Raw genomic sequence first — 26,412 nt, forward strand, 5'->3', positions numbered from 1 at the left:
CAACTGACTTTGTGGTGACGCGTGGCGGTGCAGGCTCTAAGGCCGCGCCATGACTTTCCGTGCCCGCCTGCTCGCCTGCGTTCTGCTGCTCCCCCTCGCCGCGCCGCTGGCCGCGCAGGACGAAGGGGACGGGGCGGCCGAGGGGCAGCTGCCTGAAGACGCCCCCGAGGAGATCATCGTCACCGGCAGGGGCCTGGATGCCGCGCTTTCGACCGGGATCTACGCCACCACCACGCTCGAGCGCGAGACGATTATCGCCAGCCCCTCGGGCCGGATCGAGGATGTGCTGCGCGGCGTCGCGGGCTTCCAGCAGTTCCGCCGCTCGGATAGCCGCTCCTCGAACCCGAGCGCGCAAGGGGTGACGCTGCGGGCGCTGGGCGGCAACGCCACGAGCCGCGCGCTGGTGCTATTGGACGGGGTGCCGATTGCCGATCCGTTCTTCGGCTATATCCCCCTTTCGGCCATCGCCCCCGAGACCCTCGGCACGATCCGCGTGACGCGCGGCGGCGGGTCGGGGCCGTTCGGCGCGGGCGCGCTGGCGGGGACGATCGAGCTCGAAAGCGCGGAGCCGGGCGAGGCCTTCCTCGGCAGCGCCGCGATCAACAGCCGCGCCGAGACCGAGGCGAGCGGGGTGCTGACGCAAAGGCTCGGGCGCGGGTTCGCGGTCGCGAGCGGGCGCTGGGACCGGGGGCAGGGGTTCTTCACCACGCCTGACAGCCAGCGCGTCCCCGCCACCGCGCGCGCCGCCTTTGACAGCTGGAACGCCGCCCTGCGTACCGCCGCGCCGCTCACCGACACGGTCGAGGTGCAGGCGCGCGTCGCCGTGTTCCGCGATGCCCGCACGCTGCGCTTCCGGGGTGCGGATTCCACCAGCGAAGGCGAGGAAGCCTCGATCCGCTTCGTCGGGCGCGGGGCCTGGCAGTTCGACGCGCTCGCCTATGTCCAGAGCCGCGACTTCTCGAACATCGTCATCTCCTCGACCCGCTTCACCCCCACGCTCGACCAGCGCCGTACGCCCTCCACCGGCATCGGCGGCAAGTTCGAGCTGCGCCCGCCGATCCTCGAAGGGCACGACATCCGCATCGGCGCCGACTATCGCCGTGCCGACGGGGAGTTGCAGGAAGAGGCATTGAACGCCGTCACCGGCCGCATCACCGAGCGCCGCCGCGCCGGGGGCGCAACCGCCAATCTCGGGATCTTCCTCGAAGACGACTGGCAGATCGGGCCGCTGACGGTGAACGGCGGCCTGCGCGCTGACCGTTCCAGCATCACCGGCGGTTTCTACCGCGCGGTCTCGGCCACCACCGGGGCCGTGGTGGGAGAGGTCAACGCCGCCGACCGCGCAGACTGGTCGCTGAGCTGGCGCGCGGGCGCGCAGGTCTATGCCACCCGCCGGCTCGATCTGCGCGCGGCGGCCTATACCGGCCTGCGCCTGCCGACCCTCAACGAGCTCTACCGCCCCTTCGTGGTGTTCCCCGTCACCACCGAGGCCAACGCCGATCTCGGCAACGAGCGGCTGCGCGGGTTCGAGATCGGGCTCGACTGGCAGCCGGTCAATGCCGTGGTGCTCTCGCTCACCGCCTTCGACAACAAGGTGAAGAACGCTATCGCCAACGTCACCATCGGCCCCAACCTTCGCCGCCGGGCGAACCTGCCCGCGATCGACGCGCGCGGGATCGAGGCCAATGTGGCGGCGAAGTTCGGGCAGGTGAGCCTCGACGGCGCGCTCGCCTGGACCGATGCCGAAGTGCAGGGCAGCGGGCTTTCCGCCGATCTCGACGGCAAGCGTCCCGCGCAGACTCCCGAATTGGCTGCCACCCTCACGCTCGGGTGGGAGCCCGCGCCGGGCTGGCGGGTGGCCGGAACGCTGCGCCATGTGTCCTCGCAATTCGAGGATGACCGCCAGACCGACCGACTCGCACCGGCGACCACGATCGACGCATTTCTGGCCGCGCCGCTCGCCGGACGGCTGTCGCTGGTGCTGCGCGGCGAAAATCTCGGCGGCGAGACGATCGTCACCCGCAACCAGGGCGGGTCGATCGATCTGGGCGTTCCGCGGACGCTGTGGCTGGGTTTACGCTACGGCTTCTGAACATCATCGCTGGCAGGGCAATAATGTTGCCCGGCCACTCTGTATGGCGACGTCATGCTGCGTCGCAGCGAACAATGTGGCATTTATGCTACAATCCTGCATTAACTTGGCCTGAGACTCTTGTGAGGCCGCGCGACGCTGATAGGTTCCGTCCCCGCTACCAAGTCCGGCAGAAAAGACCGGCTGGCATCTGGAGAGAGGGACCCCATGACGCGCAAGTTCGCTACCTTTGCCTGTGGCCTGATGGCATGCAGCGCCCTGACCACCCCCGCCTTCGCGCAGGACAGCACCGAGGGCGGTCCGGTCGCCAAGGATGACAACGTCATCATCGTGACCGCGACCCGCCGTGCGCAGGACGTGCAGGACATTCCGCTCGCGGTGACCGCGATCTCGCCGCAGCAGCTGGAAACCCAGCGCGTGGTGAACATCCAGCAAGTCGCGGCGCTCGCGCCCTCCTTCACCTCCTCGCAGGCGCAGCTCGCCTCGGGCTCGGTGGTGCTGCGCGTCCGCGGCGTGGGGACGACCTCGAACAACATCGGCTTCGAAAGCGCGGTCGGTATCTTCATCGACGGCGCCTACCAGGCCCGCCCGGGCGTGGCGCTCAGTGAATTCGTCGACGTCGAGCGCGTCGAAGTGCTGCGCGGCCCGCAGGGCACGCTCTTCGGCCGCAACACCTCGGCCGGCGCGCTCAACATCACCAACGTCCGCCCGGACGTGACCGAGTTCAGCGGCTTCGTGAACGCCGACTACGGCAATTTCGACGAGAAGAGCCTCCAGGGCGCGATCAACGTGCCGATCGTCAAGGACACGGTCGCGGTGCGCCTCACCGGTGCCTGGCGCGAGCGTGACGGCTTCCTCGATGTCGTGAACCGTGCCGGCACCAAGGTCGGCGAGACCAACAATGTCGACCAGTGGCTGGTGCGCGGCCAGATCGGCTGGGACACCGAAAGCGGCCTGCGCGGGCGCATCATCGCCGACTATTCGAAGAGCACCTCGAGCTGCTGCGGCGCGATCGAGCTCTACCAGTCGCCGCTGGTGACCAACAATGTCTATGCGGCGGTCGGGCTCGGCGCGAATGGCGGCAACGGCCAGCCTTCGGTGAGCACCGCCCCGCGTGACCAGCGCGCCTTCGAACGCGCGCTCGACAACCGCGTGGTCTCGGCCAACTTCGCGCCCCGCGCCGACGTCGACAACTATGGCGTCACCGGCGAGCTCGAATTCCCGGTCTCGGACAATGCCGACATCATCTTCATCGGCTCCTACCGCAAGTACAAGAGCTTCGAGGCTTACGATTCGGACTTCACCGGCCTCGACATCTTCAACGTCGACGGGCTCAACCTCGAGATCGACAACTGGACGGCCGAACTGCGGCTCCAGGGCGAAGCGGCCGAGGGCAAGCTCAACTACATGATCGGCGGCTTCTTCTCTGACGAGACCATCGACCAGTCGGTCGGCTTCTCGCTCGGGCAGGATTACGGCGAGAACGTCGGTGCCCTGCTGTTCGTGCCGACCGGCGGCGCGCTCGGCGCCAACCCGCTGACCGTCTTCACCGGCCGCGATCCGGCCGGCAGCCGCAACGTCAACCGCTTCCAGCAGGACGCGAAGAGCTACGCGGTGTTCACCCACAACTCGTTCGAAGTCACCGACGGTCTCGAACTGACCCTGGGCGCGCGCTATTCGTGGGAAGACAAGTCGGGCGGGTTCACCCAGACCTCGGTCAACAACACGATCTGCCCGGCCGTGATCGGCTCGATCCAGGGCGGCTTCGTGCCCGGCGCGCTGGTTGGCGCGCTGACCCAGCTCGGCTGCTTCGGCTTCACCGCACCGGCGGATCTGCCGCAGGCGACAGCCGCGGGCAACGGTGCGGTCGGCGCGACCTTCCGCGCGCTGCTGCCGCGCACCTTCCAGGACAGCTTCAAGGACGAGGAGCTGATCTACACGGCCAAGCTCGGCTACGAGTTCAGCCCCTTCGTCAGCACCTATGCAAGCTTCACCCACGGCTACAAGGCGGGCGGGATCAACCTCGATACCACCGCAGGGGTGAACGGCGCGGACCCGACCTTCCTGTCGGAAGAGGTGGACGCCTATGAAATCGGCGTGAAGGGCCAGACCCCCGACCGCGCGCTGACGGTCAACATCGCCGCCTTCATCGAGAAGTTCACCAACTTCCAGGTGCTCGAATTCACCGGCACCGCCTTTGCCACCTTCAACGTGCCCAAGGCGAACACCCGCGGTGTGGAAATCGAAAGCCTGCTGCGCCCGACCGATGGCTTGACCATCAACCTCGCCGCGACCTTCCTCGAGGCGAGCTATCCAGGCAATTGCGCCGGCACCCAGACCTCGGTCCAGGTGGTGGCGCTGTGCGGCAACGATCTCACCAACGCTCCGCGGATCATCGCGCTCGCCGGTGCGATGTGGGAGAAGCCGATCAACGACACGACCGAGTTCTTCATCTCCGGTCAGGTCCGGGCGGAGGGCGACCAGCGCACCTCGACCCAGGCGATCATCATCCCCGATGCCGCGGCGATCACCGCTGCGGGCGGCGTGCAGCAGGCGGTCGATGCCGCCCCGCCGATCATCGCCGACATCCAGGACGGCAAGGCCTTCGTGAACCTGCGTGCGGGCCTGCGCTTTGCCGACGGCAAGTATTCGATCGAAGGCTGGGTCAACAACCTGACCGACGAAGTGGTGCGCGGGGTGACCTTCAACACCACCCTGCGCGGCTCGGGTGCGGCCAACTCGCGTTCGGCCTTCACCCTGCCGCCGCGCCAGTACGGCGTGACGCTGCGCGCGAAGTTCTGATCGCGCAGAACAGTTAGCTCCGCAAAGGAGCGGGAGAGGGGGGCGGCTCGGGCGACCGGGTCGCTCCTTTCTTTTTTGTTTTTCGAACCCGCCTCCGCGGGTTCGTCCTCGGTGAGTCTTTGTCGGCCTACCGCTTCGCTACTTGAGGCCGGATTTCCTCCGCTGCGCTCCGGGCCCCTGCGGCTCGCGCGCGTGCGCTCGCGACGCCTTCGGCGTCGAACCAGCGCTTACAGTGAGGTGAGGGCTGGCACGAAAAAGGCGGCCCGTTGCGGGGCCGCCTTTTCCAAAGTCGATCTTCGCGCTGTTCCGGTCGCTCTAGCGACCGCAAGGCCGAACGGCCGCCCGCAGCGGGGCCGTAGCGCAGCGAAGGCTGTCTAGCGAGGACGCAGCCGCGGAGGCGGCTGCGCTCACATAGACTCCCTTACATACCCCTCGCGATCACCATCTTCATCACTTCGTTCGAGCCGCCGAAGATGCGGGTGATGCGGCTGTCGCGGTACATGCGCGCGATCGGGTAGTCGTTGATGAACCCGGCCCCGCCGTGGAATTGCAGGCACTTGTCGACGACCTCGCCCTGCAGCTCGGTCACCCAGTACTTCGCCATGCAGGCGGTCGCGACGTCGAGCTCGCCCTTGAGGTGGCGCGCGATGCAGTCGTTGACGAAGACGCGCGCCGCGGTGCTGCGGGCCTTGAGGTCGGCCATCACGAACTGCGTGTTCTGGAAGTCCCAGATCGTCTGGCCGAAGGCCTTGCGGTTCTTGACATAGTCCATCGTGGTCTCGAGCGCCTTCTCGATCCCGTTGATCGCGCCCACGGCGATGATCAGGCGTTCCTGCGGCAGCTCGCCCATCAGCTGGTAGAAGCCCTTGCCCTCGACCCCGCCGAGCACGTTCTCGGCCGGCACGAACACGTTGTCGAAGAACAGCTCCGAGGTATCGGCCGCGTCCATCCCGATCTTGTCGAGCTTGCGTCCGCGCTGGAAGCCTTCGGCGCCCTCAGTTTCCAGCAACATCAAGGAGATACCCTTGGCGCGCTCGTTCGGATCGGTCTTGGCGACGACGATGATGAAGTCGGCGATCTGGCCGCTCGAGATATAGGTCTTCGAGCCGCTGATGCGGTAGCCGTTGCCGTCCTTCACCGCGGTCGTGGTGATAGACTGGAGGTCCGAGCCCACGCCCGGTTCGGTCATGGCGATCGCGCTGACGAGATCGCCCGAGACGAGGCGGGGGAGGTACTTGTGCTTCTGTTCCTCGGTGCCGTGGCGCACGAGGTAGGGCAGGATCACCGTGTTGTGGAGCGAGGCGGCAAATCCATCAACGCCGTGCTTGGCCTGCTGGTCGATGACGACGAGGTCATGCCGGAAATCGCCGCCGTGGCCGCCATATTCGCTCGGCACCGAGACGCCGAGCAGGCCGGCCTCGCCCGCCTCGCGCCAGAATTCGCGCTCGACCTGGCCATCCTCGCGCCACTTGTCGACGCGCTTCTGCGGAGCGTGCTGCTGGTAGAACTTGCCGACCGCGTCGGCGAAAATCGCGATTTCCTCGTCTTCCATGAAGGCGGGCTGCGGGACGTTGAGGACGGACATGTCTCTCTCCTGATGTTTCACGTGAAACCCCCGAGCAACGGGGGTCTGAAGGGGTCTGACCGGGGTCTGGAGGGGGTCTGGCTCCGTCTGGTGCCGGGCGAGACCCCCGCGACGACCGGCTTACTTGCCGGTCCAGTTCGGCTTGCGCTTCTCGGCGAAGGCGGCGGCGCCCTCGCGCGCGTCGTGGCTGACGAAGACCGGGCCGATCAGCTGGCCCTGCTTGGCATAGCGTTCATCCATCGCCCAGCCGCGCGATTCCTTGACGATCTGCTTCGACACGCGGACGGCCAGAGGCCCGTTGGCCGCGATCCGCGCAGCGAGCGCCTTCGCCGCATCGAGCGCGGAGCCTTCGGTCACTTCGTTGATCAGACCGAGCTGGAACGCGCGGGGCGCGTCGATGAAGTCGCCGGTCAGCGCCAGCTCCATCGCCACGCGCTGCGGGATCTGGTCGGGAAGCATCATCACGCCGCCCGCTGCCGCCACAAGGCCGCGCTTCACTTCGGGAATGCCGAACTTCGCGCCCGCATTGGCGACCACGAGATCGCAGGCGATCATCAGCTCGAGGCCTCCCGCCAGCGCATAGCCCTCCACCGCAGCGATCAGCGGCTTCTTGGGCGGCGCTTCGACCACGCCGCCGAACCCGCGGCCTTCGACCGTCGGGCGCTCGCCGCGCAGGAAGCCCTTGAGGTCCATCCCCGAGCAGAACGTCCCGCCCGCGCCGGTCAGGATGCCGACGCGCAGATCGTCTTCCGCGTCCAGCCGGTCCATCGCCGCAGCGATTCCCTCGGCCGCGGCGCGGGTCATGGCGTTCTTGGCATCGGGACGGTTGATGGTGACGATGAGGACGCCGTCCTCCACTTCGGTCAGCACCTCGGGGGTATCGCTCACAGCTCTCTCTCCTATCGAAAATGTGATTACGTTTCGAAACGCAATCCTTGTGCCACTGGTGCAGTCGGTTTACGGACACGTCAACCGCAATTTCGCTAGAAACGAGAGAGGATCACCATGGCCGAAGCTTACATCATCGACGCAGTGCGCACCCCGCGCGGGATCGGCAAGGTCGGCAAGGGCGCGCTCGCCCACATGCATCCGCAGCACCTCGCCGCCACCGTGCTGAAGGCGATTGCCGAACGCAATCATCTCGACACCTCGACCGTGGGCGATGTGGTCTGGTCGACCTCGAGCCAGGAAGGCGCGCAGGGCGGCGATCTGGGCCGGATGGCGGCGCTCGATGCGGGCTACGACGTGAGGTCGAGCGGCATGACCCTCGATCGCTTCTGCGGCGGCGGGATCACCGCGGTCAATCTTGCCGCGGCGCTGGTGATGAGCGGGATGGAAGACTGCGTGGTCGCGGGCGGCACCGAAATGATGAGTCTGACCACCGAAATGGCGAAGGAACGTATGCATCTGGGCCTGCCGCCGCGCGTGATGGGCAGTCACAATCAGCGGCTGGCGAAGGTGCACCCGCAATCGCAGCAGGGTATCTGCGGCGATGCGATCGCGACGATCGAGGGGTTCACCCGCGAAGAGCTCGATATGGTCGCCTTCATGAGCCAGAAAAACGCCGCCCAGGCGATTGCCGAAGGGCGGTTCGACAAGTCGCTCGTCCCGGTGCTGGACGATGATGGCAATGTCGTGCTCGACAAGGAAGAATTCCCGAAGCCTGGCACGACCATGGAGGTGCTCGGCACGCTGCCCGCCTCGTTCGAGAAGATGGCCGACATGTCGATGGGCGAAGGCCAGCCGACCTTCCGCCAGATGGTCAATCAGAAATACCCCGATGTCGACATCAAGCACTTCCACGGGCCGGGCAATTCCTCGGGCGTGGTCGATGGCGCGGCGGCGGTGCTGGTGTGCTCGAAGGAATATGCCGAGAAGAACGGTCTGCGCCCACGCGCCCGGATCGTGGCGACCGCGAACATGGGCGATTGCCCGACCTTGATGCTCAACGCCCCGGTCCCGGCGGCGAAGAAGGTGCTGGAAAAGGCAGGCCTGACCGTCGACGATATCGACCTGTTCGAAATCAACGAGGCCTTCGCGGTGGTGACGGCCAAGTTCATGCGCGACCTCGGGCTGGGTTGGGACAAGGTCAACGTCAACGGCGGTTCGATCGCCTTGGGCCACCCCATCGGCGCGACCGGCTCGATCCTGATCGGCACCGTGGTGGACGAGCTGGAGCGTCGCGGCGGCCGCTATGGCCTCGTGACGATGTGCGCGGCGGGCGGCATGGCCCCGGCGATCATCGTCGAGCGCGTGGACGGCTTCGTCGACTGAGGCTGCACACATGATCGCTGACAACACGCCCGTCATCATCGGGGTCGGGCAATATTCGGAGAGGGTCGGCGAGCCCGGCTACGAAGCCCTCTCCTATATGGACCTCGCCGGACGGGCGCTGGGGGCGGCGATTGCGGATTCAGGGGCGAGCGGGTCGGTGGCGGGCGCCATCGACACCCTCGCCGCGATCCGCGCCTTCGAAATGTCGCGGCCCGATCGCAAGCCGCCTTTCGGGGCGGCAAGCAATGTGCCGCGCGCGATTGCCAAGCGCGTAGGGGCCGATCCCAAGCGCGCGATCCTCACCACCACCGGCGGCCAGACCAACCAGCAGCTGGTGGGCGAGTTTGCGTCCGCCATCGCTGCGGGCGAAAGTCGGTGTGCGGTTATCGTCGGCAGCGAGGCGATCTCGACCGTGCTGGCTTTGACGGCAAAGGGCGAGATCCCCGACTGGTCGGAAGATGTGCCCGGCGATTTCGAGGACCAGGGCTTCGGGGTCGAGGAACTCATGGAGCCGACCCTGTTCATGCACGGCGCAAGCGGGGCGATCCCGCTCTATGCCCTCGCGGAGAACGCGCGGCGGCACCGGCTGGGCATGGGGCTGGAGGAATACCGGCTCGAAATTGGCCGGTTGTTCGCGCCCTTCACGCGCGTTGCGGCGGCGAACCCGCATTCGGCGGCTCCGGTGGAGCGCACGGCGGAGGAACTCGCCACCGTCACCGACCGCAACCGCATCGTCGCCGAACCCTATCCGCGCATGACCGTGGCGCGCGATCAGGTGAATCAGGCAGCAGCGGTGATCGTCGCCTCGGCGGGCCTCGCGCGCGAACTCGGCGTGCCGGAGGACAAGTGGGTCCACATCCACGCCGTCACCGCCGCGACCGAGCTGAAGCTCTCGCAGCGGCCTGACCTCGCGGGCAACCCGGCGAGCCTCGCATCCGTCGATGCGGCGCTGGCGCGCGCGGGCAAGGGGATTGGCGACATGGCCTATCTCGACTTCTACTCGTGCTTCGCGATCCCCGTGTTCAACCAGTGCGATCACTTCGGCCTGTCGGCGGACGACCCGCGCGGGCTGACGCTCACCGGCGGCCTGCCGTTCTTCGGCGGGGCGGGGAACAACTACTCGGCCCACGCCATCGCCGAAGCGGTGCAGCGGGTGCGCGGAGATCGCGGTTCCTACGCGCTGGTCGGTGCGAATGGCGGCTGGATGAGCAAGTATGCGACCGGCATCTACTCGACCGAGCCCGCCGACTGGAGCGGCAACGACCGCTTCGCCGTGCTCCCCAAGGCGACCGACAAGGTTCCGGTGGCGAAGGGGCCGGTGGATAGCGCCACGGTGGAGACCTACACCATCAACCGCGGCCCCAAAGGCGCCGAAGCGATCTTCATCGGCCGCTCGGACGCGGGCGAGCGGGTGGTGGGCAATGCCGATCTTACGGATACGGCGACGGCAGAAGCTTTCGAAAGCGGCGAGCCTTTCGGCAAGCGCTTGTCGCTGAAGCAGGACGAGCGGGGAAGGACTGTGGGTCGGGTCGCCTAGTTTCCCCCTCCCGCTTGCGGGAGGGGAGCGAGACTTGGCGGCTTGCCGCCTAGTCGCAGCGGGGTGGGCCTACGCCAAGCCACGTGCGAGGCCTTTGGCCTCGCCCCACCCCCGCCCCCTCCCGCAGGCGGGAGGGGAGACGCTAGCGCCTGGCCCCGCCCAGAAAATCGAGCGCATCGAAGCCCTCGGGCGCTGCCACCTCGACCACCGGATCGTCGCGATCGTCGAACTCGGTCCGCAGCGCGCGGCTCATGATGGCGTGCATGTGGTAGAGGCAGGTGATGTAGGTGAGCTCGAGGATTTCCTCGTCGCTGAACGCCGCCTTCAGCTCGGCGAAGAGCGCGTCGGGCACGCGCCCGCCGTGGCACACCAGCCGGTCGGCATAGGCGAGGACAAGGCGCTCCTTCGCGTCGAACACGTCCGACGTCTGCCACACCGGAAGCGCCGCGATCTTCGCCTCGCTCACCCCCAGCCCGCGCAACGACTTGCAGTGCTGCGAGAACACGAACTGGCTGCCCGTCGCCCACCCCGCCCAGGTCTGTCCCAGCTCGCGCATCACCGGATCGAGCTTCCGCTCCGGCGAGCGGTAATAGGCAAAGCCCTGCGCGGCGTGGCGCAGCGTGTCGGGGGAGTTCGCGAACGCCGTCCACCAGTCGCCGCGCGTGCCGGTGGCGGTGCCTGGCTCGGCCACGGGATCGCGCTCCCCGAACAGTTGGGCGTAGAGCGGGGCGGCGACCTTCGCGTCGGCCTCGGCCAGCGGCACTTCCCGAAGGCGCGGCATCAGGCTTCCTCCGCCAGAGTGGCGGGCGCGTGGCGCACATCCTCCGGCCCGAAGGCACGGGTGGTCGCGGCGAATTCCAGCATGATGCCGTTGGGATCGGTGAAATAGACCGAGCGCACGAACACGCCCTCATGCGTCTCCTTCGCATAGCCCGAGGGGCTGTCGTCGTGGTTGAACACCATGTGCGTGTGCGGCACGCCCGCCGCCTGCAAGCGATCCAGCGCCGCCTCCAGCTCGGCCTCCTCCATCGTGAAGGCGAGGTGGTTCATCGAGCCGACCGCGGTTTTGGCGTCGAACGGGAACTTCCGCACCGAGGCGATCCCCGGCGCGGCGGGCGGCGCGTCCTTCCACCAGAAGAAGGCGACCGCATTGCCGCCGCCGCAATCGAAGAAGAAATGCTGGCCCCCGTCGGGCAGCTCCACCGTCTTGAACAGCGGCATCCCGAGCACTTCGGTGTAGAACCGCGTCGTCTCCGCCATGTCGCGGCACACCAGCGCGATGTGGTTGATGCCGATCGTCCGGATTCCGGTTGCGCCTGCCATCTCGCTCTCCCCTTTTGCGCCAGACTGCCCCGATCCCGCGCGGCTGGCAATGCTTGCGCGAATCGGCCATTTCGGGTAGATGGTTTCAATTGAAACTATCTCGCCAGCGGGGACCCTGCCGATGAACGCGCCCACACACGACCTCTTCGACAACCCTGCCGGCCTCGACGGGTTCGAATTCGTCGAATTCTGCGCGCCGGAGAAGGGCGTGCTCGAGCCGGTGTTCGAGGCGATGGGCTTCACCCGCGTCGCGCAGCACCGCTCGAAGGACGTGCACCTGTGGCGGCAGGGCGGCATCAACCTCATCGCCAATTACGAGCCGCGCTCGGCCGCATGGTATTTCGCCCGCGAGCATGGCCCCTCGGCCTGCGGCATGGCCTTCCGCGTGCGCGATGCCGCCAAGGCCTATGACCACCTCATCGCCAAGGGAGCCGAGCCCGTCGCGGTGCAGACCGGCGTGATGGAGCTGCGCATCCCCGCGATCCGCGGCATCGGCGGGGCGATCCTCTATCTGGTCGACCGCTACGAGGGCGCGGCTGGCGGCAACGGCCTTACCATCTACGACATCGACTTCGAATATCTGCCCGGTGTCGAGCGTCGCCCCGAAGGCGCGGGCTTCCACACCATCGATCATCTCACTCACAACGTCTATGGCGGGCGGATGAAGTACTGGGCCGACTATTACGAGACCCTGTTCAACTTCCGCGAAATCCGCTTCTTCGACATCAAGGGCGAGTATACCGGCCTCACCAGCAAGGCCCTGACCGCGCCCGACGGCAAGATCCGCATCCCGCTCAATGAGGAGGGCGAAGGCGGCAAGGGCCAGATCGAGGAATTCCTGCGCGCCTTCAACGGCGAAGGCATCCAGCACATCGCGCTGATCTGCGACGATCTGGTGGCCTGCTGGGACCGCCTGCAAAAGCTCGGCGTGCCCTTCATGACCGCGCCGCCTGCGACCTATTACGAGATGCTCGCCGAACGCCTCCCCGGCCACGGCGAGGATGTGGACGCGCTCAGGATGCGCGGCATCCTGCTGGACGGCACCACCGAGGGCGGCAGCCCCCGCCTCCTCCTGCAAATCTTCGCGCAGGCGCAGGTCGGGCCGGTGTTCTTCGAATTCATCCAGCGCAAGGGCGACGAGGGCTTCGGCGAGGGCAACTTCAAGGCCCTGTTCGAAAGCATGGAGCGCGACCAGATCATCCGCGGCGTGCTGAACGTCGAGGAACCGGCGGAGTAATTCAGCTTCGTCATTGCGAGCCGCAGGCGAAGCAATCCATGGACAGGCCTCGCGGCAAGAGGCACCCTCAGGCCATGGATTGCCGCGTCGCCTTCGGCTCCTCGCAATGACGAGTGGAGAGGAATGAAAGCATGACCCACCCCGTGAACCTCGCCGGCATCCACCACGCCGCGTACCGCTGCAAGGACGCCAAGGAGATGGTGGAGTGGTACGCCCGCGTGCTCGGCATGACCTACACCACCGCCTTTGCCGAGGATCACGTGCCTTCGACCGGCGAGTATGATCCCTACATGCACATCTTCCTCGATGCGGGGAACGGCAACATCCTCGCCTTCTTCGAGCTGCCGAACCAGCCGGAGATGGGCAAGGACCCGAACACGCCCGCGTGGGTGCAGCATCTGGCGCTGAAGGTGCCTTCCGAGGAAGCGCTGCTGGCGGCCAAGGCGCATATCGAAGCGCAGGGGATCGACGTGCTCGGCCCGACGCATCACGGCATCTTCAAGTCGATCTACTTCTTCGATCCCAATGGCCACCGCGTGGAACTCGCCGCCGATATCGGAACGGCGGAGCAATACGCCGAACTTGCCCGCGTCGCTCCGGTGATGCTGGAGGAATGGTCGCAGACCAAGAAAGCCCCGCGCCACGCCGACTGGCTGCACGAGATTGCCCGCGCTGAACACGCGGCGAAGTAAGGCTTAAGGGTTTCACGCAGAGGCGCAGAGTAAGCAGAGGCGCAGAGGGGTTTCGCCCGCGGCGAAGCCGCATTTTTCCTCGAACGGTGCGGAAAGTGCCAAAGATGGAGATGATGAAATTGCCTTCGGCACGCACGACATCTTCGCGCCTCTGCTTCCTCTGCGCCTCTGCGTGAAACGACCCCACGCGCTGCCCTCGCCTCAACATTTGATCCAGCGCAAAGCCCCCGCGCCGCAACTCCCCCACCTTGGCACCGTCCAAAAGGGGGAGTCGGCCCATGCGCATTCTGTTCGTCCATCCCAACTACCGCTCGGGCGGGGCCGAGATTGCAGGGACGTGGCCGCCTGCCTGGGTCGCCTACCTCTCCGGCCCGCTGAAGCGCGCCGGGTTCACCGACATCACCTTCATCGACGCGATGACCGAGGGTCTGTCGGACGACGAGCTGCGCCAGCGCATGACCGCGCTCCAGCCCGATGTGGTCGGCACCACCGCGATCACCCCCTCGATCTACGCCGCCGAGCGCGTGCTGGAGATCGCCGCGCTCCACGTGCCGCAGGCGGTGCGGGTGCTGGGCGGGATCCATGCGACATTCATGTATGCGCAGGTGCTCGCCGAGGCCCCGCATATCGACGTGATCGTGCGCGGGGAGGGCGAGGAGATTGCGGTCGAACTGTTCACCGCGATCGAAGAAGGCCGCTGGCCGCAGGACGCCCGCAGCATCAAGGGCCTCGCCTTCCGCGAGGGCGAGCAGGTCGTCGCCACCGAGGCTGCCGACACCATCAAGGACATGGCCTCGATCAAGCCCGATTGGGATGTGCTCGACTGGAACCAGTACACCTACATCCCGCTAGGCACCCGCGTCGCCATCCCCAACTTGGCGAGGGGCTGCCCCTTCACCTGCTCCTTCTGCTCGCAATGGAAGTTCTGGCGCGATTACCGCGTGCGCGATCCGAAGGACGTGGTCGACGAGATCGAGGAGCTCCACGAAAAGCACGGCGTCGGCTTCTTCATCCTCGCGGACGAGGAACCGACCATCAACCGCAAGACGTTCATCAAGTTCTGTCAGGAGCTGATCGACCGCGGCCTGCCCGACAAGGTAAAGTGGGGGATCAACACCCGCGTCACCGATATCTACCGCGACAAGGAACTGCTGCCCTTCTACCGCAAGGCGGGCCTCGTCCATGTCAGCCTCGGCACAGAGGCGGCGGCGCAGATGAAGCTCGACCGGTTCAACAAGGAGACCAAGGTCGAGGAGAACAAGCAGGCGATCAAGCTGCTGCGCGATGCCGACATCTTCGTCGAGGCGCAGTTCATCGTCGGGCTGGACAACGAGACGCCCGAGACGCTCGAGGACACCTTCCAGATGGCGTGGGACTGGCAGCCCGATCTCGCCAACTGGGCGATGTATACGCCCTGGCCCTACACGCCCTTGTTCGAGACGCTGAAGGACCAGGTCGAGGTCCATGATTTCAGCAAGTACAACTTCGTCACCCCGATCATGAAACCCGCCGCGATGGAGCGCGGGGAGCTGCTCGACGGGGTGATGAAGAACTACCGGCGGTTCTACATGCGGAAGGCGCTGTTCCATTACCCGTGGCGCGGGACGGGCTTCCGGCGGCGCTATCTGCTCGGGTGCCTGTGGGCCTTCCTGCGCGCGGGGTTCAAGCGGACGTTCTACGATCTCGGCAAGGCGGGGTACTGGGGGCCGCAGACCAAGAAGAAAGTCGAGTTCCACTTCGATGAAAGCCGCGCCGCGGCGATCGATGCCGCGGGCGACTGGGAGACCGCCGCCGACCGGGCCGCACAGGCGCAGGAGCGCCGCGAGGCCGTCCGCGCCCAGATGAAGCAGCGGGGTGCAGACCGCCGGCGGGACCGGATCGATGTCGATTGAGGCGCGCATTCTCGGACGGCGCCGGGCAGAGGCGCTGATCGGGCCGAACGCGGTGCTGAAGGCGGTCGAAGTGATGGAGGAGCGGCTGGGCCATGCCGAGACCGCCGCCATCCTCGCCGATGCGCAGATCACGCGGCTCCCCTCGGGCGAGCACATGATCCCCGAGATCGAGGCGCTGCGGCTCCATCGCTGGCTGGCGCTGCACGACCCGATGGGGGCGCTGGTGATCGCCGAGGAGGCGGGCGCGCGGACGGCGGATTACATCATCGCCCACCGCATCCCGCGCGCGGCGTGCTGGCTGCTGCGCCGCCTGCCCGCCCGCGTCGCCGCGCCGCTGCTGATGGCTGCGATCAGGAAGCACGCCTGGACCTTCGTGGGGGCGGGGGCCTTCACCCCGCAGGGCGCGTGGCGCTTCACCATCGACCGCTCTGCCGCAGGCGACGGACTTCCACCGTCCGAGAGTCTGTTCGCGTGGTATGCGGCGGTCTTCACCCGGCTCTACCGCGAACTGGTCGCCCCCGACTGCCGCTGCACCGTGACCGAGCCCGACGTGCCCTGCGACATGGCCCGCGCCTTCGCCATCACGCGGGCCTAGCGCGGCGGATCAGTGCGGCGCGGGGCCGCAGGCGAGGCGGATTTCTCCCGCCGCCAGATCGTAGGTCAGCGAGGAGCAATGCGCGATCTGCGCGCGCCCGATGCGGGTGAGGAAGTCGGCCTTGCCCTTCTTCTTGCGGCGCGAGACGATGATCTCTTGCGGGTTGAAGCGCGGGTCGTTCGGAGCGATCTCGCCCACGGACTTGGCCTTGCCGTGATCGTCGTAGCGGACCGCGAACCGGTCGATCATCATGTCGCCGAGTTCGAGCGGGCGGGCGAGGCGCATCGCGCGGGTGCGGCGCTCGACGCCGAAGCCGACCGTCACCTTGCCCTCGCTCCCCGGCTCGAAGCCCCCGTCGAAGCGCGTGGCGAGGTAGTTGGCGGTGGGCGCGGTGACGAGGTTTTCGGGGCGTTCGAGCACGAAGTACACCTGGATCCGGCGGTCGCCCGTGTCGATTTCGGTGCCGAGCGTCCGCGCCCGGTCGCTGCCGATCTGCGCGATCGGGAAGCGCTGCACGTGCTGCTCGCCCGATGCTTCGGCGAGCGGGAAGACCACGCGGCGGTAGGGCAGGTTATGGATGCCGATCACCCCGTCCGCCACGTTGCTCGCCGGGTTCTTGCTCCACATCACCGGCACCGCTTTCAGCTGGCCGCCGAAATCGACGTCCTTCCACAATCCGTCCGAGCGCAGCGGATCGCCCGCGCCGAAATCCCACATCATGCGGAAGGTCCCGGCCCAGCCGAGCTGCGCGGCGATCTCGGGATTGACCGCCGCCGGGCCCGAGGCCTCGGCCGTCACCAGCAGCCGGAGCGGCAGGCCGTCGATGGTGACGGTGATGATGTGATCGGGCGGGAGCACCAGTTCCTCCGCCGGAGCCGCCCGCTCGGCAGTGACGGTGATGTTCGAGAGGGGGGCAGCAGACTCCTGCGCCGCCGCATCGCCCGCAAGCGCGGCTGCGGGCAGGAGCATCGACAGGGCAAGGGCCGCAGGCCTTGGCATCGCGGGGGTTTCCTTCGGCGCGGAGCCTTTAACGGCGCCTGTCATCCACGCCCGTCAACCGCCGCGCAAGCCCGGGGTTCCCGCCGGTGCCTGGGAACGCGCAGCTATCCGTTCTGTCCGCCGCTCTGGCCTTGCTGGTTCTGGCCCTGCTGGGCCTGCCGGAGCTGGCGTTCGCGCTTGCGCCGCTGGGCCTGCTGCTCGCGCCGCAGCACCACGACGTCGACCGTTTCGGCATGGGAGCCCATCCACCAAAGCCCGCAGATCAGCCAGCCCGCGATACCGAACAGGAACAGGAACACCGCCGAACCGAAATCCTCCGCATGGTCGGGATTGTCGACGTAACCGGTGAACCACAGGACCAGAGGAACCAGCAGCGCCAGCCACACCGCGAACTGCGCCCAGCCCTTTGGGCCGCGGGGAACGATGGTGAAGTGCATCGGCCCACGCCGATACATGACGAATGGCTTGTCGCCCGCGGGCATCTCAAACTCCTACGGCCTGCCTTATTTTTGGTGCAGGTCCTCGACCTCGATGGGCGCCGACTAGCACCAAGCCCTCCGAACGTCATCTAACCTAAGTGAAGAATGCGAATTATATCCTCTTTTTAATCACCTAGGTAGTTACCCTCAGCGTCGGCGGCGTCCGTTCCGGGGTGTGGCGCGGTCGCTGGGGTGCAACAGAGGACCCGCGTCGATCACCTCGGCGCGCGCCTTCATCCAGGCGATTCCGCCGGCCGCCCAGAGTGTTGAGAACAGCAGGAAGATCACGGTCGCCCGGGTCAGCGCTCCGCCCGCTGCAAGGCCGGCGGCATAGCGCTGGAACAGGTAGGCAGCGGGGGCGAACAGGGCCATCCAGATACCCATCTGCATCCAGCCCAGGGCATTGCGCGGTCGGATATTGAACAGGAACCGGCCCCGGCGGACGAGGACAAAGGGCTTGTCGGCATCACGCATCGTCACTTCCTTCATCGGCCTGCGCCGGCGGACGGCCGCGACGGGCTGGGGCGGTGCGATCCACCTTCACCCCGCGCCGCCCCAGCGCTTCGCGCAGCAAGACCTCGATCTCGGCGTTCACGCTGCGCAGCTCGGCATCGGCGAGCCGCTGGACCGCATCGTGAAGCGCCGGATCGAGGCGCAGGGCAAAGGCTTTCTTGGCCGTCATGACGGGCTCGTCAGTAGAGCGAGCCCGCGTTGACCACCGGCGTGGTGTCCCGTTCGGAGCACAGCACCACCATCAGGTTCGACGCCATCGCCGCCTTGCGCTCGTCATCAAGCTGGACGACGTCCTTCTCGCTGAGCTGGGTCAGCGCCAGTTCGACCATCGTCACCGCACCCTCGACCAGCTTGGCGCGGGCGGCGATCACCGCTTCGGCCTGCTGGCGGCGCAGCATCGCCCCGGCGATCTCGGGGGCATAGGCGAGATGGGTGAGGCCGCACTCGTCGACGGTGATCCCGGCGACCGACAGCCGCTCGATCAGCGCAAGGCGCAGCTCGGCGCTGACTTCCTCGTGGTTGCCGCGCAGCGTGACCTCGAGATGCTCGATGTCGTCATAGGGGTAGCGCGAGCCGATGGCGCGCACCGCCGCCTCGATCTGCGCGGTGACGAATTCGCGGTAGTCGTCGACGTCGTAGAGAGCCTGCGCCGTGTCCGTCACGCGCCACACCACTTGCGCCGCCATTTCGATCGGGTTGCCGCGCGCGTCGTTCACCTTGATCTTCTCGCTGATGACGTTGTTGGCGCGCACCGCGATCTTGCTGCGGGTGAGCCAGGGCAGCACCCAGCGCAGACCCTCGTTGCGGTCGGTGCCCTTGTAGGCGCCGAACAGCTGGATCGCCGCGGCCTCGTTGGGGTTGATCATGTAGAACCCGGTGAGGATGAACAGGCCCGCGACCCCGGCGATGATCGCGGGGATCAGCAGCGCGCCGACCGGCGGGCCCTCGCCTGCGGTCGCCTGGAAGAACAGCAGGCCCGCCACGACCACGAGGCCGAGGCTGACCAGCAGCATGACATAGCCGCTCTGCGTCGAAGCCGCGGTCTCGCGGCTGCGATTGAGGGCGGGGGTATCAACAGATGACATGACGAATCTCCATTTCCCGATATAATTGTGATATCATTTTTATAGCACCGCAGGGGATCGTCAAGCGGATTCGGATTGCGCCTTGTGCATGATCACTTGGCGCGGGGGGGGGTTTGGCTGTAGCAAAAGACACGGACCGGCTCGGGGAAGGGGGGACAGTGCCAGTGGAAAGCGGCGACGATACGCGCTCCGACGCCCGGCCGCTGCTGTTCGTCAGCTATTCGCGCACCGATCTTCCCCGCGCCCGTCCGGTGATCGACCTGCTCGAATCCGCGGGCTTCGACGTGTGGTGGGACGGCCGCCTCGAGGGCGGGGAGAACTACCTCCAGACCACCGAGACCGCGCTCGAGACGGCAGCCTGCGTGGTGGTGCTGTGGTCGGCGACCTCCGTGGCATCGCACTGGGTGCGCGACGAGGCGCAGCGCGGGCGCGAGCGCGGGTGCCTGGTGCCGCTGACGATCGACGGGACGATGGCGCCGCTCGGCTTCCGGCAGTTTCAATTGCTCGACATCAGCGGCTGGGACGGGTCGGCGGCGAGCACGGATGCGCAGCGCATTCTGGTGGCGGTGCGGGCACGGCTGACGGGTGACGGGCCGGCGCCGGTGGCCCCTGCTCCGGTAACGGTCGCTCCGCTGCCTGGGCCCAAGCCAACGGGCCCTGCCCTGTCGCGCCGGACGCTGGTGATCGGCGGCGCGGGCGTGGCAGGGGCGGCTGGGCTGCTTGGCGCGTGGCAATTCGGCCTGTTCGGCTCGGCGGCCAATGCGACAACCTCGATGGTGGTACTGCCCTTCATCAACGACACGGGCGACCCCCAGAAGAAGTATTTTTCCGACGGGCTCTCGCGCGAATTGCGCTCGATCCTGTCGCGCAACCCGCGGCTCAAAGTGGCCGCGCCCACCTCTTCCTCGGCGATCGAGGGGGAGGACGACTTCGCCATCGGCCGCAAGCTCGGGGTCGAGCACATCCTGCGCGGCAACGTGCAGCGCGATAACGAACGGGTGCGGGTCTCGGCTGAACTGGTGCAGATCAAGGACGGCGGCATCCCGTGGAGCGATAATTTCGACCGGACGCTGTCCGACGTCTTCGCCCTGCAATCGGAAATCGCCGAAACCGTCGCCCTGTCCCTCGTCGCCACGATTGCCACCGAGGGTGAGGCCAAGCAGGCCGCCGCCGCGCAGAAGGAGATCGGCGGCACCTCCTCGGTCGCGGCTTACGAGGCCTTCCTGCGCGGCCATGCGCTGTACGACCTGTCGTCCGGCTCGGAAAGCGACCGCGCCGCGCTGGCGCAGTTCGACGCGGCCATCGCCGCGGACCCCAATTATGCCATCGCCCACGCGATGCGTTCGACGATGCTGGCATCGATCGGGATCAATCTCGCCAGCGGTGAGGGCGAGCACGACACGATCTTCAATGACGCCATCGCTGCGGCCGAGCGGGCGCTGGCGATCGAGCCCCGGCTGCCCCGCGCGCATCTCGCGCTTGGCTATGCGCTGAGCCACGGGCGGCTCGATATCGCCGCTGCCATGCCGCATTACCGCGCCGCCGAGAAGAATGCGGCGGGCGATTCCGACATCAAGCGTGCGGTGGCGAGCTTCCTGATCTACGGAGCCGAGCAGGCCCGCGCGCAGGCCCTGATCGACGAGGTTCTGGCACTCGACCCGCTCAACGCCCGCGCCTTTCGCAGCGCCGGCTACATCGCGATCTTCGCGCGCCAATATCCGCAGGTTATCAAGCACATGGAGCGTGCGATCGTCCTCAATCCCAGCCTCGCGAGCGCCCAGTTCGGCATCGCGATCGCGCGTCTCATGCAGGGCGACAATGCCGGGGCGCTCAAGGCTGCCGAGGCGGAGCCGGCCAAGGCTTTCGCGCTCACCGCTGCGGCCATTGCCAAGCACCGCATGGGCGATACCGCCGGGGCCGAGGCGGCGCTGGCGACGATGCAGCGCGATTTCGACGGCAGCCATTACCAGCAGGCCGAGGTGAACGCCCAGATCGGTCGCCCCGCCGAAGCGCTCAAGTGGCTCGAGATCGCCTATGCCAAGCGCGATCCGGGGCTCCTGTGGCTGCGCAACGACCCCCTGCTCGATCCGCTGCGGGGCGAGGCCCGGTTCAAGGAATTGCTTTCGCGCCTCGGGTCATGATAGCACTTCGCCTGCGTCCGATAGGGGCGCGAGCGAGGGGGTTATCACCATGAAGAAAATCGTTACCTTTGCGATGGTTGCTGGCGGCGCGCTGGCCCTGGCCGCGTGCGGCGGCAAGACCGAGGAGGCCCCTGCGGCCGAGCCCACCGCGGCCGAGCCCGAGATGATGGCTCCGGCAGCCGACGCCACCCCGGCGGCTGACGAGACCGGATCGCCGGTCAATGAGATGGATCCGACCAACAACCCGATCGGCCCGGCCAAGACCGGCGCCGGCACCACCCAGTAATCCGCCAAAGCTGCCCCCCGCGCGATTGTTTCACGTGAAACGCCGCGCGGGGGCGCGTCTGACCGGGGCCGAACCCGCGCGAAGCGGGGGCTAGAGGGGGTCTGAGCCCGATCTAGGCCGCTCTGGACCGGACCTAGCGCGCCCGCGGCGCCGGAGCAGGCCGCGGCATCGGATCCGCCTGCCGCCTGCCCGTCAGCACCTCGTCGATCCAGGCCTTCACCACCGGATGCGAAATGCGGGTGAACAGGCTCGGCAGGTCGGCTGTGCCGCATTCCTTGCCCAGACTGACCACCCCGATCTGCACCGGCGTATTCGGACCGTTCCGGCCCGCTTCGCGCACGATCAAGGGACCGCCGCTGTCGCCGCTGCATGCCTGTTGGAGTTTGGCGCGATCCGCGCAGATTGCCGAGTCCTTGCGGTAGGCCGAGAATTTCATCGTGTCCTGGCAGTTTGTGGTGTCGCGCATCAGCACCAGACCGCTCAGCAGCGTCTTCGGGATCGGCCCCTCGGCCACCTGCGTCCGGCCCCAGCCATAGGTATAGGCCGGCGTGCGATTTACGAGCTTGCGGCTGGTAAAGGGCTTGGGGTCGGTATCGATCGGCCGGACCGCATAGACCTTGCTACCGACGACGCCGCTCGCCGGATCATAGCGGATCAGCGCGATGTCGAAGGCATAGGCATCCTTCCCCGTGTAATCGGGGTGCCGCCAGGTTTGGAGGATGCGGTAGCTGATGCCCTCGTTCACATTGGGATTGCTCACCCCCAGCCGCAGGCGGTGTCCGGCGGTGCGGATGTCGTAGCCCAGATCGTTGAGGCAATGGGCCGCGGTCAGCACCCAGCCACGGCGGATCACGGTTCCGCCGCACAGCACGAACTGGTGCGCCAGCACGGGGTCCTTGCCGAGCTTCCTGGGTCGCCAGATCAGCGCCTGCCAGGGGGCATCGCCGCCTTTCACGACCGAGCCCGCCGTAATGCTCACGCCGCGCCGGCAGATCGTGTCGGTATATTCGCGGCCCTCGAAGCTGACGGTGGTCGTGGTGCAGGCGAGCTTGCGTGCCTCTTCCTCGTCCTGATCGTCCTGCGGCGCTTCGTCCGCCTCCTCGGACGGGGGCGCATCGCGCGGCTCTTCGATCAGCGCGGCGTAACTCGCATCGTCGAGATCGTCGGCCGAAAGCTCGGGATCGCTGCTGGCGGCGGCCAGCGGCGCGGCGGGATCCTTGACCAGACGGTCCACGAGCCACGCGCAGGCCATCTGCTGCCCCGCATCAGGCGGGCCGGCGCACTGCGCGTCGAGCATCTCGTAGCCGCGCGGGATATCGGCCTTCAGGTCCCCGCCGAGCACCAGTCGGACTCCGAGTTCGTAACAGATCTCGCCCGAAAGCCCCTCCACCCCGGCCTGGCAGGCGCGCATCAGATAGGCTTCGGCCCGCGCCGGGTCGCTGGTCGCATCGCTTCCGGCGTTATTGAAGAGCGCGTCCGCCGCGTCACGACAGGCCGCTACGATCACGGCAGGGTCGGCCTGCGTTTCGCATAGGGCGCTTTGCACCATCAGCGCGCGTTCGGAATCGGCGAAAAGTCCGCCAGTGTTCTGATAGGCCGCAAGCAGGCTGTTGCACGATGCCAGCACGCCGCTGCGGCAGCGCGCGAGGACCTCCGACTCGCTGCGCAGCGCACCCGCCGTCCGGCAGAAATCAGGCGATCCGGCGCAGGCTTTATCGTAATAGGCGAGCGCCCGGGCACGGTCGTCGCCGGTGCCGAGATTGTCGCTGTCCGCGCGCAGCGCCGCCGCGCCGAGCGCCGCACAGGCCCCGGCGTCCCCGGCTCCGCACAGGCGTTCCTGCTCGGCGAGGAGGCGCGGGTTCGCCTGTTCCTCGATCTTGCGGCGGTAGGCAGCTGCCTGTTCGCAGGGCTGCTGGTGGCCCGCATTGCACAGGCGGTCAGCCAGATCGAGCCCTTCGGCGCGCGCGGCGGGAAGGCGGCGTCCCCTCAGCAGGGAATCGACGAGTGCGATGCACAGCTCGGTCATCCCCGCACCGCAGGCACCGCGCCGCAGCGCATCGGCAGCCTGCACATCCCCGAGCTTGCCGACGCTGCTTTCGAGGAAATTGGCATGGTCGAGACAGGCCTCGACCGCGCCGAGCTGGCAGCCGCGCAGGGTCACATCGGTGATGTCGGGCGGGTAGGGCGGATCGGCGGTGAGCCGCAGCAGCTTGCCGAGTTCGTGGCAGGCGGTGGCCTCACCCGCATTGCAGGCGCGGCGCAGCAGCACTTCGGCGACCGGGCGGTTCTGCGGGCGGCCCTCGCCGTTGCGGAAGGCAAGGCCGAGCGCGGTGCAGGCGGGCATGGTGCCCTGTTCGCAAGCGGCGGCGGCGGCATCGGCCTGCTGCCGGTAATGTTCGGTGTAGGCCGCGGGGATTTCCTCGGGCGGATTGTAGCGGCCGTCTGCCTCCGGATAGACATGCGGCAGGTCGCCATAATCCTGCGCCGCAGCCCCGGCGGGGAGCAGCAGCGCTCCCAGCAAGGCCAGACCTGCGGCAGCCAGCCGCGTGACGGTGTTCCCCATGGCGTGCGCCTCCCCAACGCTCCGGAAAGATGCGCTTTTTGCAGCATAGGGTCAATTGCGAAGGGCGCCCGCGCGCTTGGCGCTTGTAAGCGGGCGGGGCGAGCGACTAAGCAAACGTGATGGCTCGCGGGGGGCGCGGCCGGGGGAGAGACGACAGCGATGCCAGCCAGCCAGCCTGCTCCGGTCCGCGACAGCTGGCAGCCGCATCTGGCGCTCGGGATCACCGGGCATCGCGCCAGCAACCCCTCCTATTCGGCCCATGCCACCGCGATCGGCGCGGCGCTTGAGGCGCTGTTCGCGCGGATCGACGCGATGACGGCGGCACTGCCGGGCACGCGCGGGGCGGTGCGGCTCCACAGCCTGCTGGTCGACGGGACGGACCAGATCGCCGCCGAACGCGCGCTGGCGCGGGGGTGGGATGTGGCGGTGCCGCTGCCCTTCGGCGCTGCGCTCAACTGCGCGATCAACGCCCATCCGCAAGGCCTTGCCGATGTCGATGCCCTGCTGGCGGGGCGCGTGGCGGCGGACCCTGCGGTCGAGGCCAAGGCCGCCGCGATCCGCGCGATCACCGCCCGCGCGAGCGTCTTCGCGCTGGCCGACCGCGATGCCGAGGTCGAGGCGCTGTGGCGCGCGAGCCTCGCCGCGCCCGATGACCGCGCGGCGGCCCGCGCTTTCGAGGCGCTGGCGTCGGACAATGTCGCGCTGGCGGGGCGCGTGATGATCGAACGGGTCGATCTCGTGATTGCGGTGTGGGACGGGAAGGTCGCCAACCTGCCGGGCGGGACGGGGCACACGGTGACCGCGGCCCTCGCGATGGGCGCGCCGGTGCTGCTGATCGATCCCGCGCGGCCCGATACGTGGCGCATCCTCGGCCGGCCCGAGGAGCTCGCCCAGCCGTGGGACGGCGGCGCGCCCGACTGGCAGCGGCTCGAGGCGATCATCCGCGCTGCCGTGGTGGTGGATGGCTGGAGCCCCGCGCAGCTGGCGCAGGAGCAGTGGCGCCCGCGTTCCAGCCGCGTCTTCACGCTCTATCGCCGGATCGAGCGGGTGTTCGGCGACGGGGGATCGGCGTTTGGCTCGCTCAGGGTCGATTACGAAGCGCCCGGCGCGATCGCGAGTGGCAGCGAGGCCGATCTGGTGGCCGCCGCCGCCGCCATGCCGGGGGGCGATCCGCAGGTCACGCGCCAGCTGGCCGAGGATGTGCTGCCGATGTTCGCCTGGGCCGATGGCATCGCCAACCGCCTCGCCGATGCCTATCGCAGCGGGATGACGGTCAACTTCGCGCTGGCGGCGCTGGCGGTGATGGTGGGCGTGCTGTTCCTGCCGACGGGGATGATCGACTACAAGTGGGTCTTCGCCGGGATCGAGCTGTTGCTGCTTGCGGGGATCTTGGTGATGACCGCGGCGGGATCGCGGCTGGGCTGGCACCGGCGCTGGTTTGCGATGCGGCGGGTGTCGGAATATCTGCGCCACTCCCCCTCGCTGCTGCTGTTGGGGGTGACGCGGCCGACCGGGCGCTGGCCCCGCAGCGACCGCGCCGAATGGCCCGAGCTTTTCGCCCGCCACGCCTTGCGCGATGTCGGCCTGCCGCAGGTGGCGGTGACGCGCGACTATCTGCGCAGCGGCCTTGCCGGCGTGGTGCTGCCGCACGTGATCGCGCAGGCCGCCTATCACACCCTGAAGGCCGAGCACCTCGAGACCGTCCACCACCGCATCGACAAGGTCGCCGAGGCCTGCTTCGCGCTCGCGGTCGCTTCGGTGGCGACCTATCTCGCGCTCAAGGGGCTGGGGATCGCCGGCGTGGTGCCGAAGCATCTGGCGAGCGAGCTGTCGCCGGTCTTCACCTTCTTCGGCGTCGCCTTCCCGACGCTGGGCGCGAACCTTTCGGGCATCCGCTATTTCGGCGATTTCGAGCGCTTCGCCGCGATTTCGCGGGTGGCGGCCGAGAAGCTGTGGGCGATCAGCGAGCGGATCGAGCTGCTGCTGTCAGGCAACGAAAGCGCGCTCACCTACGCCGCGACGGCCGACCTGATCCACGCGCTCGACGAGGCCGTGGTCGAGGAGATCGCGAGCTGGCAGGCGGTGTTCGGCGCGAAGCACCTCGCGTTGCCCGCCTAAAGAGCCTGTCTCGGCGGGGTGTAAGCATTGGCACGGAGCCGATTTTGGCCCAGCGCGAGGAGAGAGGAGGGAGCCATGCCGAAGCATAGTGACCGACGATCGACGCTGCGCTGGGCCAAAATCGGCCCGCCCCTGCGGGGTCGCCTCAGGAAGTCCGCTGGCTTCGTCGCGGCACTTGCAGGGGCAACCAGCCCCTGCT

Annotated in this window: 21 protein-coding genes; 11 read left to right on the plus strand and 10 right to left on the minus strand. The window is 67.7% G+C overall.

Annotated elements, in window-relative coordinates; all coding sequences use genetic code 11:
* Positions 1–49: 49 nt before the first annotated feature.
* Complete coding sequence (locus BZF57_RS13305; RefSeq protein WP_086738745.1) at positions 50–2,092, plus strand: TonB-dependent receptor; 2,043 nt, start codon at positions 50–52, stop codon at positions 2,090–2,092.
* Positions 2,093–2,299: 207 nt separating this feature from the next.
* Positions 2,300–4,894, plus strand: a complete 2,595-nt coding sequence (locus tag BZF57_RS13310) for a TonB-dependent receptor (protein WP_240505986.1) — start codon at positions 2,300–2,302, stop codon at positions 4,892–4,894.
* Between the two features lie 421 nt (positions 4,895–5,315).
* Here the strand turns inward: BZF57_RS13310 and BZF57_RS13315 are convergent, their stop codons facing one another.
* Positions 5,316–6,479 (minus strand): acyl-CoA dehydrogenase family protein, encoded by a 1,164-nt coding sequence (locus BZF57_RS13315; RefSeq protein WP_086738747.1) that lies wholly within the window; start codon positions 6,477–6,479, stop codon positions 5,316–5,318.
* Between the two features lie 120 nt (positions 6,480–6,599).
* Positions 6,600–7,367 carry a crotonase/enoyl-CoA hydratase family protein gene (locus BZF57_RS13320; protein ID WP_086738749.1) on the minus strand — a complete coding sequence of 256 codons (768 nt, stop codon included), beginning with the start codon at positions 7,365–7,367 and terminating at the stop codon, positions 6,600–6,602.
* A 117-nt stretch (positions 7,368–7,484) separates the two neighbouring features.
* Here BZF57_RS13320 and BZF57_RS13325 point away from each other — a divergent pair, with 117 nt between their 5' ends.
* Positions 7,485–8,753, plus strand: coding sequence for an acetyl-CoA C-acetyltransferase (locus BZF57_RS13325; RefSeq protein WP_086738752.1), 1,269 nt, complete (start codon positions 7,485–7,487; stop codon positions 8,751–8,753).
* Between the two features lie 10 nt (positions 8,754–8,763).
* A complete protein-coding gene (locus BZF57_RS13330) occupies positions 8,764–10,290 on the plus strand; it encodes an acetyl-CoA acetyltransferase (RefSeq protein ID WP_086738754.1) in 1,527 nt (508 codons plus the stop codon).
* Between the two features lie 142 nt (positions 10,291–10,432).
* On the opposite strand, the gene BZF57_RS13335 is transcribed toward BZF57_RS13330, so the two are convergent.
* Positions 10,433–11,071, minus strand: coding sequence for a carboxymuconolactone decarboxylase family protein (locus BZF57_RS13335; protein WP_086738756.1), 639 nt, complete (start codon positions 11,069–11,071; stop codon positions 10,433–10,435).
* The gene (locus tag BZF57_RS13340) at positions 11,071–11,613 is read right to left on the minus strand and encodes a VOC family protein (protein WP_086738759.1); all 543 of its coding nucleotides are present in this window, start codon (positions 11,611–11,613) and stop codon (positions 11,071–11,073) included. Before BZF57_RS13340 ends, BZF57_RS13335 begins: the two co-directional genes overlap by 1 nt.
* Positions 11,614–11,734: 121 nt before the next feature.
* Here BZF57_RS13340 and hppD point away from each other — a divergent pair, with 121 nt between their 5' ends.
* The 4 genes from hppD (at position 11,735) to bchJ (ending at position 16,029) form a co-directional block, all read left to right on the plus strand.
* Complete coding sequence (hppD, locus tag BZF57_RS13345) at positions 11,735–12,850, plus strand: 4-hydroxyphenylpyruvate dioxygenase (RefSeq protein WP_206073263.1); 1,116 nt, start codon at positions 11,735–11,737, stop codon at positions 12,848–12,850.
* 131 nt (positions 12,851–12,981) lie between these two features.
* Entirely contained in the window at positions 12,982–13,542 is a 561-nt protein-coding gene (locus tag BZF57_RS13350) for a VOC family protein (protein WP_086738761.1), read from the plus strand.
* A gap of 278 nt (positions 13,543–13,820) precedes the next feature.
* Positions 13,821–15,434 (plus strand): magnesium-protoporphyrin IX monomethyl ester anaerobic oxidative cyclase, encoded by a 1,614-nt coding sequence (gene bchE, locus BZF57_RS13355; protein ID WP_086738763.1) that lies wholly within the window; start codon positions 13,821–13,823, stop codon positions 15,432–15,434.
* On the plus strand, positions 15,424–16,029 hold the full coding sequence (gene bchJ / locus BZF57_RS13360; protein WP_143738500.1) for a bacteriochlorophyll 4-vinyl reductase: 606 nt from the start codon (positions 15,424–15,426) through the stop codon (positions 16,027–16,029). Before bchE ends, bchJ begins: the two co-directional genes overlap by 11 nt.
* Positions 16,030–16,038: 9 nt before the next feature.
* On the opposite strand, the gene BZF57_RS13365 is transcribed toward bchJ, so the two are convergent.
* From BZF57_RS13365 to BZF57_RS13385, 5 genes are all read right to left on the minus strand, one after another.
* On the minus strand, positions 16,039–17,028 hold the full coding sequence (locus tag BZF57_RS13365; protein ID WP_086738767.1) for a hypothetical protein: 990 nt from the start codon (positions 17,026–17,028) through the stop codon (positions 16,039–16,041).
* 104 nt (positions 17,029–17,132) lie between these two features.
* The gene (locus BZF57_RS21125; protein WP_086738769.1) at positions 17,133–17,510 is read right to left on the minus strand and encodes a hypothetical protein; all 378 of its coding nucleotides are present in this window, start codon (positions 17,508–17,510) and stop codon (positions 17,133–17,135) included.
* 144 nt (positions 17,511–17,654) lie between these two features.
* A complete protein-coding gene (locus BZF57_RS13375; protein WP_086738771.1) occupies positions 17,655–17,981 on the minus strand; it encodes a hypothetical protein in 327 nt (108 codons plus the stop codon).
* Positions 17,974–18,189 (minus strand): type II toxin-antitoxin system antitoxin, encoded by a 216-nt coding sequence (locus BZF57_RS13380; RefSeq protein ID WP_086738773.1) that lies wholly within the window; start codon positions 18,187–18,189, stop codon positions 17,974–17,976. The genes BZF57_RS13375 and BZF57_RS13380 overlap by 8 nt, the downstream gene beginning before the upstream one ends.
* A gap of 10 nt (positions 18,190–18,199) precedes the next feature.
* Complete coding sequence (locus BZF57_RS13385) at positions 18,200–19,105, minus strand: SPFH domain-containing protein (RefSeq protein WP_086738775.1); 906 nt, start codon at positions 19,103–19,105, stop codon at positions 18,200–18,202.
* A gap of 158 nt (positions 19,106–19,263) precedes the next feature.
* Between BZF57_RS13385 and BZF57_RS13390 the strand changes: the two genes are divergently transcribed.
* Entirely contained in the window at positions 19,264–21,246 is a 1,983-nt protein-coding gene (locus tag BZF57_RS13390) for a TIR domain-containing protein (RefSeq protein ID WP_162291015.1), read from the plus strand.
* A gap of 49 nt (positions 21,247–21,295) precedes the next feature.
* Positions 21,296–21,532 (plus strand): hypothetical protein, encoded by a 237-nt coding sequence (locus BZF57_RS13395; protein ID WP_086738779.1) that lies wholly within the window; start codon positions 21,296–21,298, stop codon positions 21,530–21,532.
* A 133-nt stretch (positions 21,533–21,665) separates the two neighbouring features.
* Here BZF57_RS13395 and BZF57_RS13400 read toward each other — a convergent pair whose 3' ends face one another.
* The gene (locus BZF57_RS13400; RefSeq protein WP_086738781.1) at positions 21,666–24,095 is read right to left on the minus strand and encodes a trypsin-like serine protease; all 2,430 of its coding nucleotides are present in this window, start codon (positions 24,093–24,095) and stop codon (positions 21,666–21,668) included.
* A 159-nt stretch (positions 24,096–24,254) separates the two neighbouring features.
* Here BZF57_RS13400 and BZF57_RS13405 point away from each other — a divergent pair, with 159 nt between their 5' ends.
* Positions 24,255–26,213 carry a hypothetical protein gene (locus tag BZF57_RS13405; protein ID WP_086738783.1) on the plus strand — a complete coding sequence of 653 codons (1,959 nt, stop codon included), beginning with the start codon at positions 24,255–24,257 and terminating at the stop codon, positions 26,211–26,213.
* Positions 26,214–26,412: the final 199 nt, after the last annotated feature.

This window comes from Erythrobacter colymbi (assembly GCF_002155685.1).
GTDB classification, from domain to species: Bacteria; Pseudomonadota; Alphaproteobacteria; order Sphingomonadales; family Sphingomonadaceae; genus Erythrobacter; species Erythrobacter colymbi.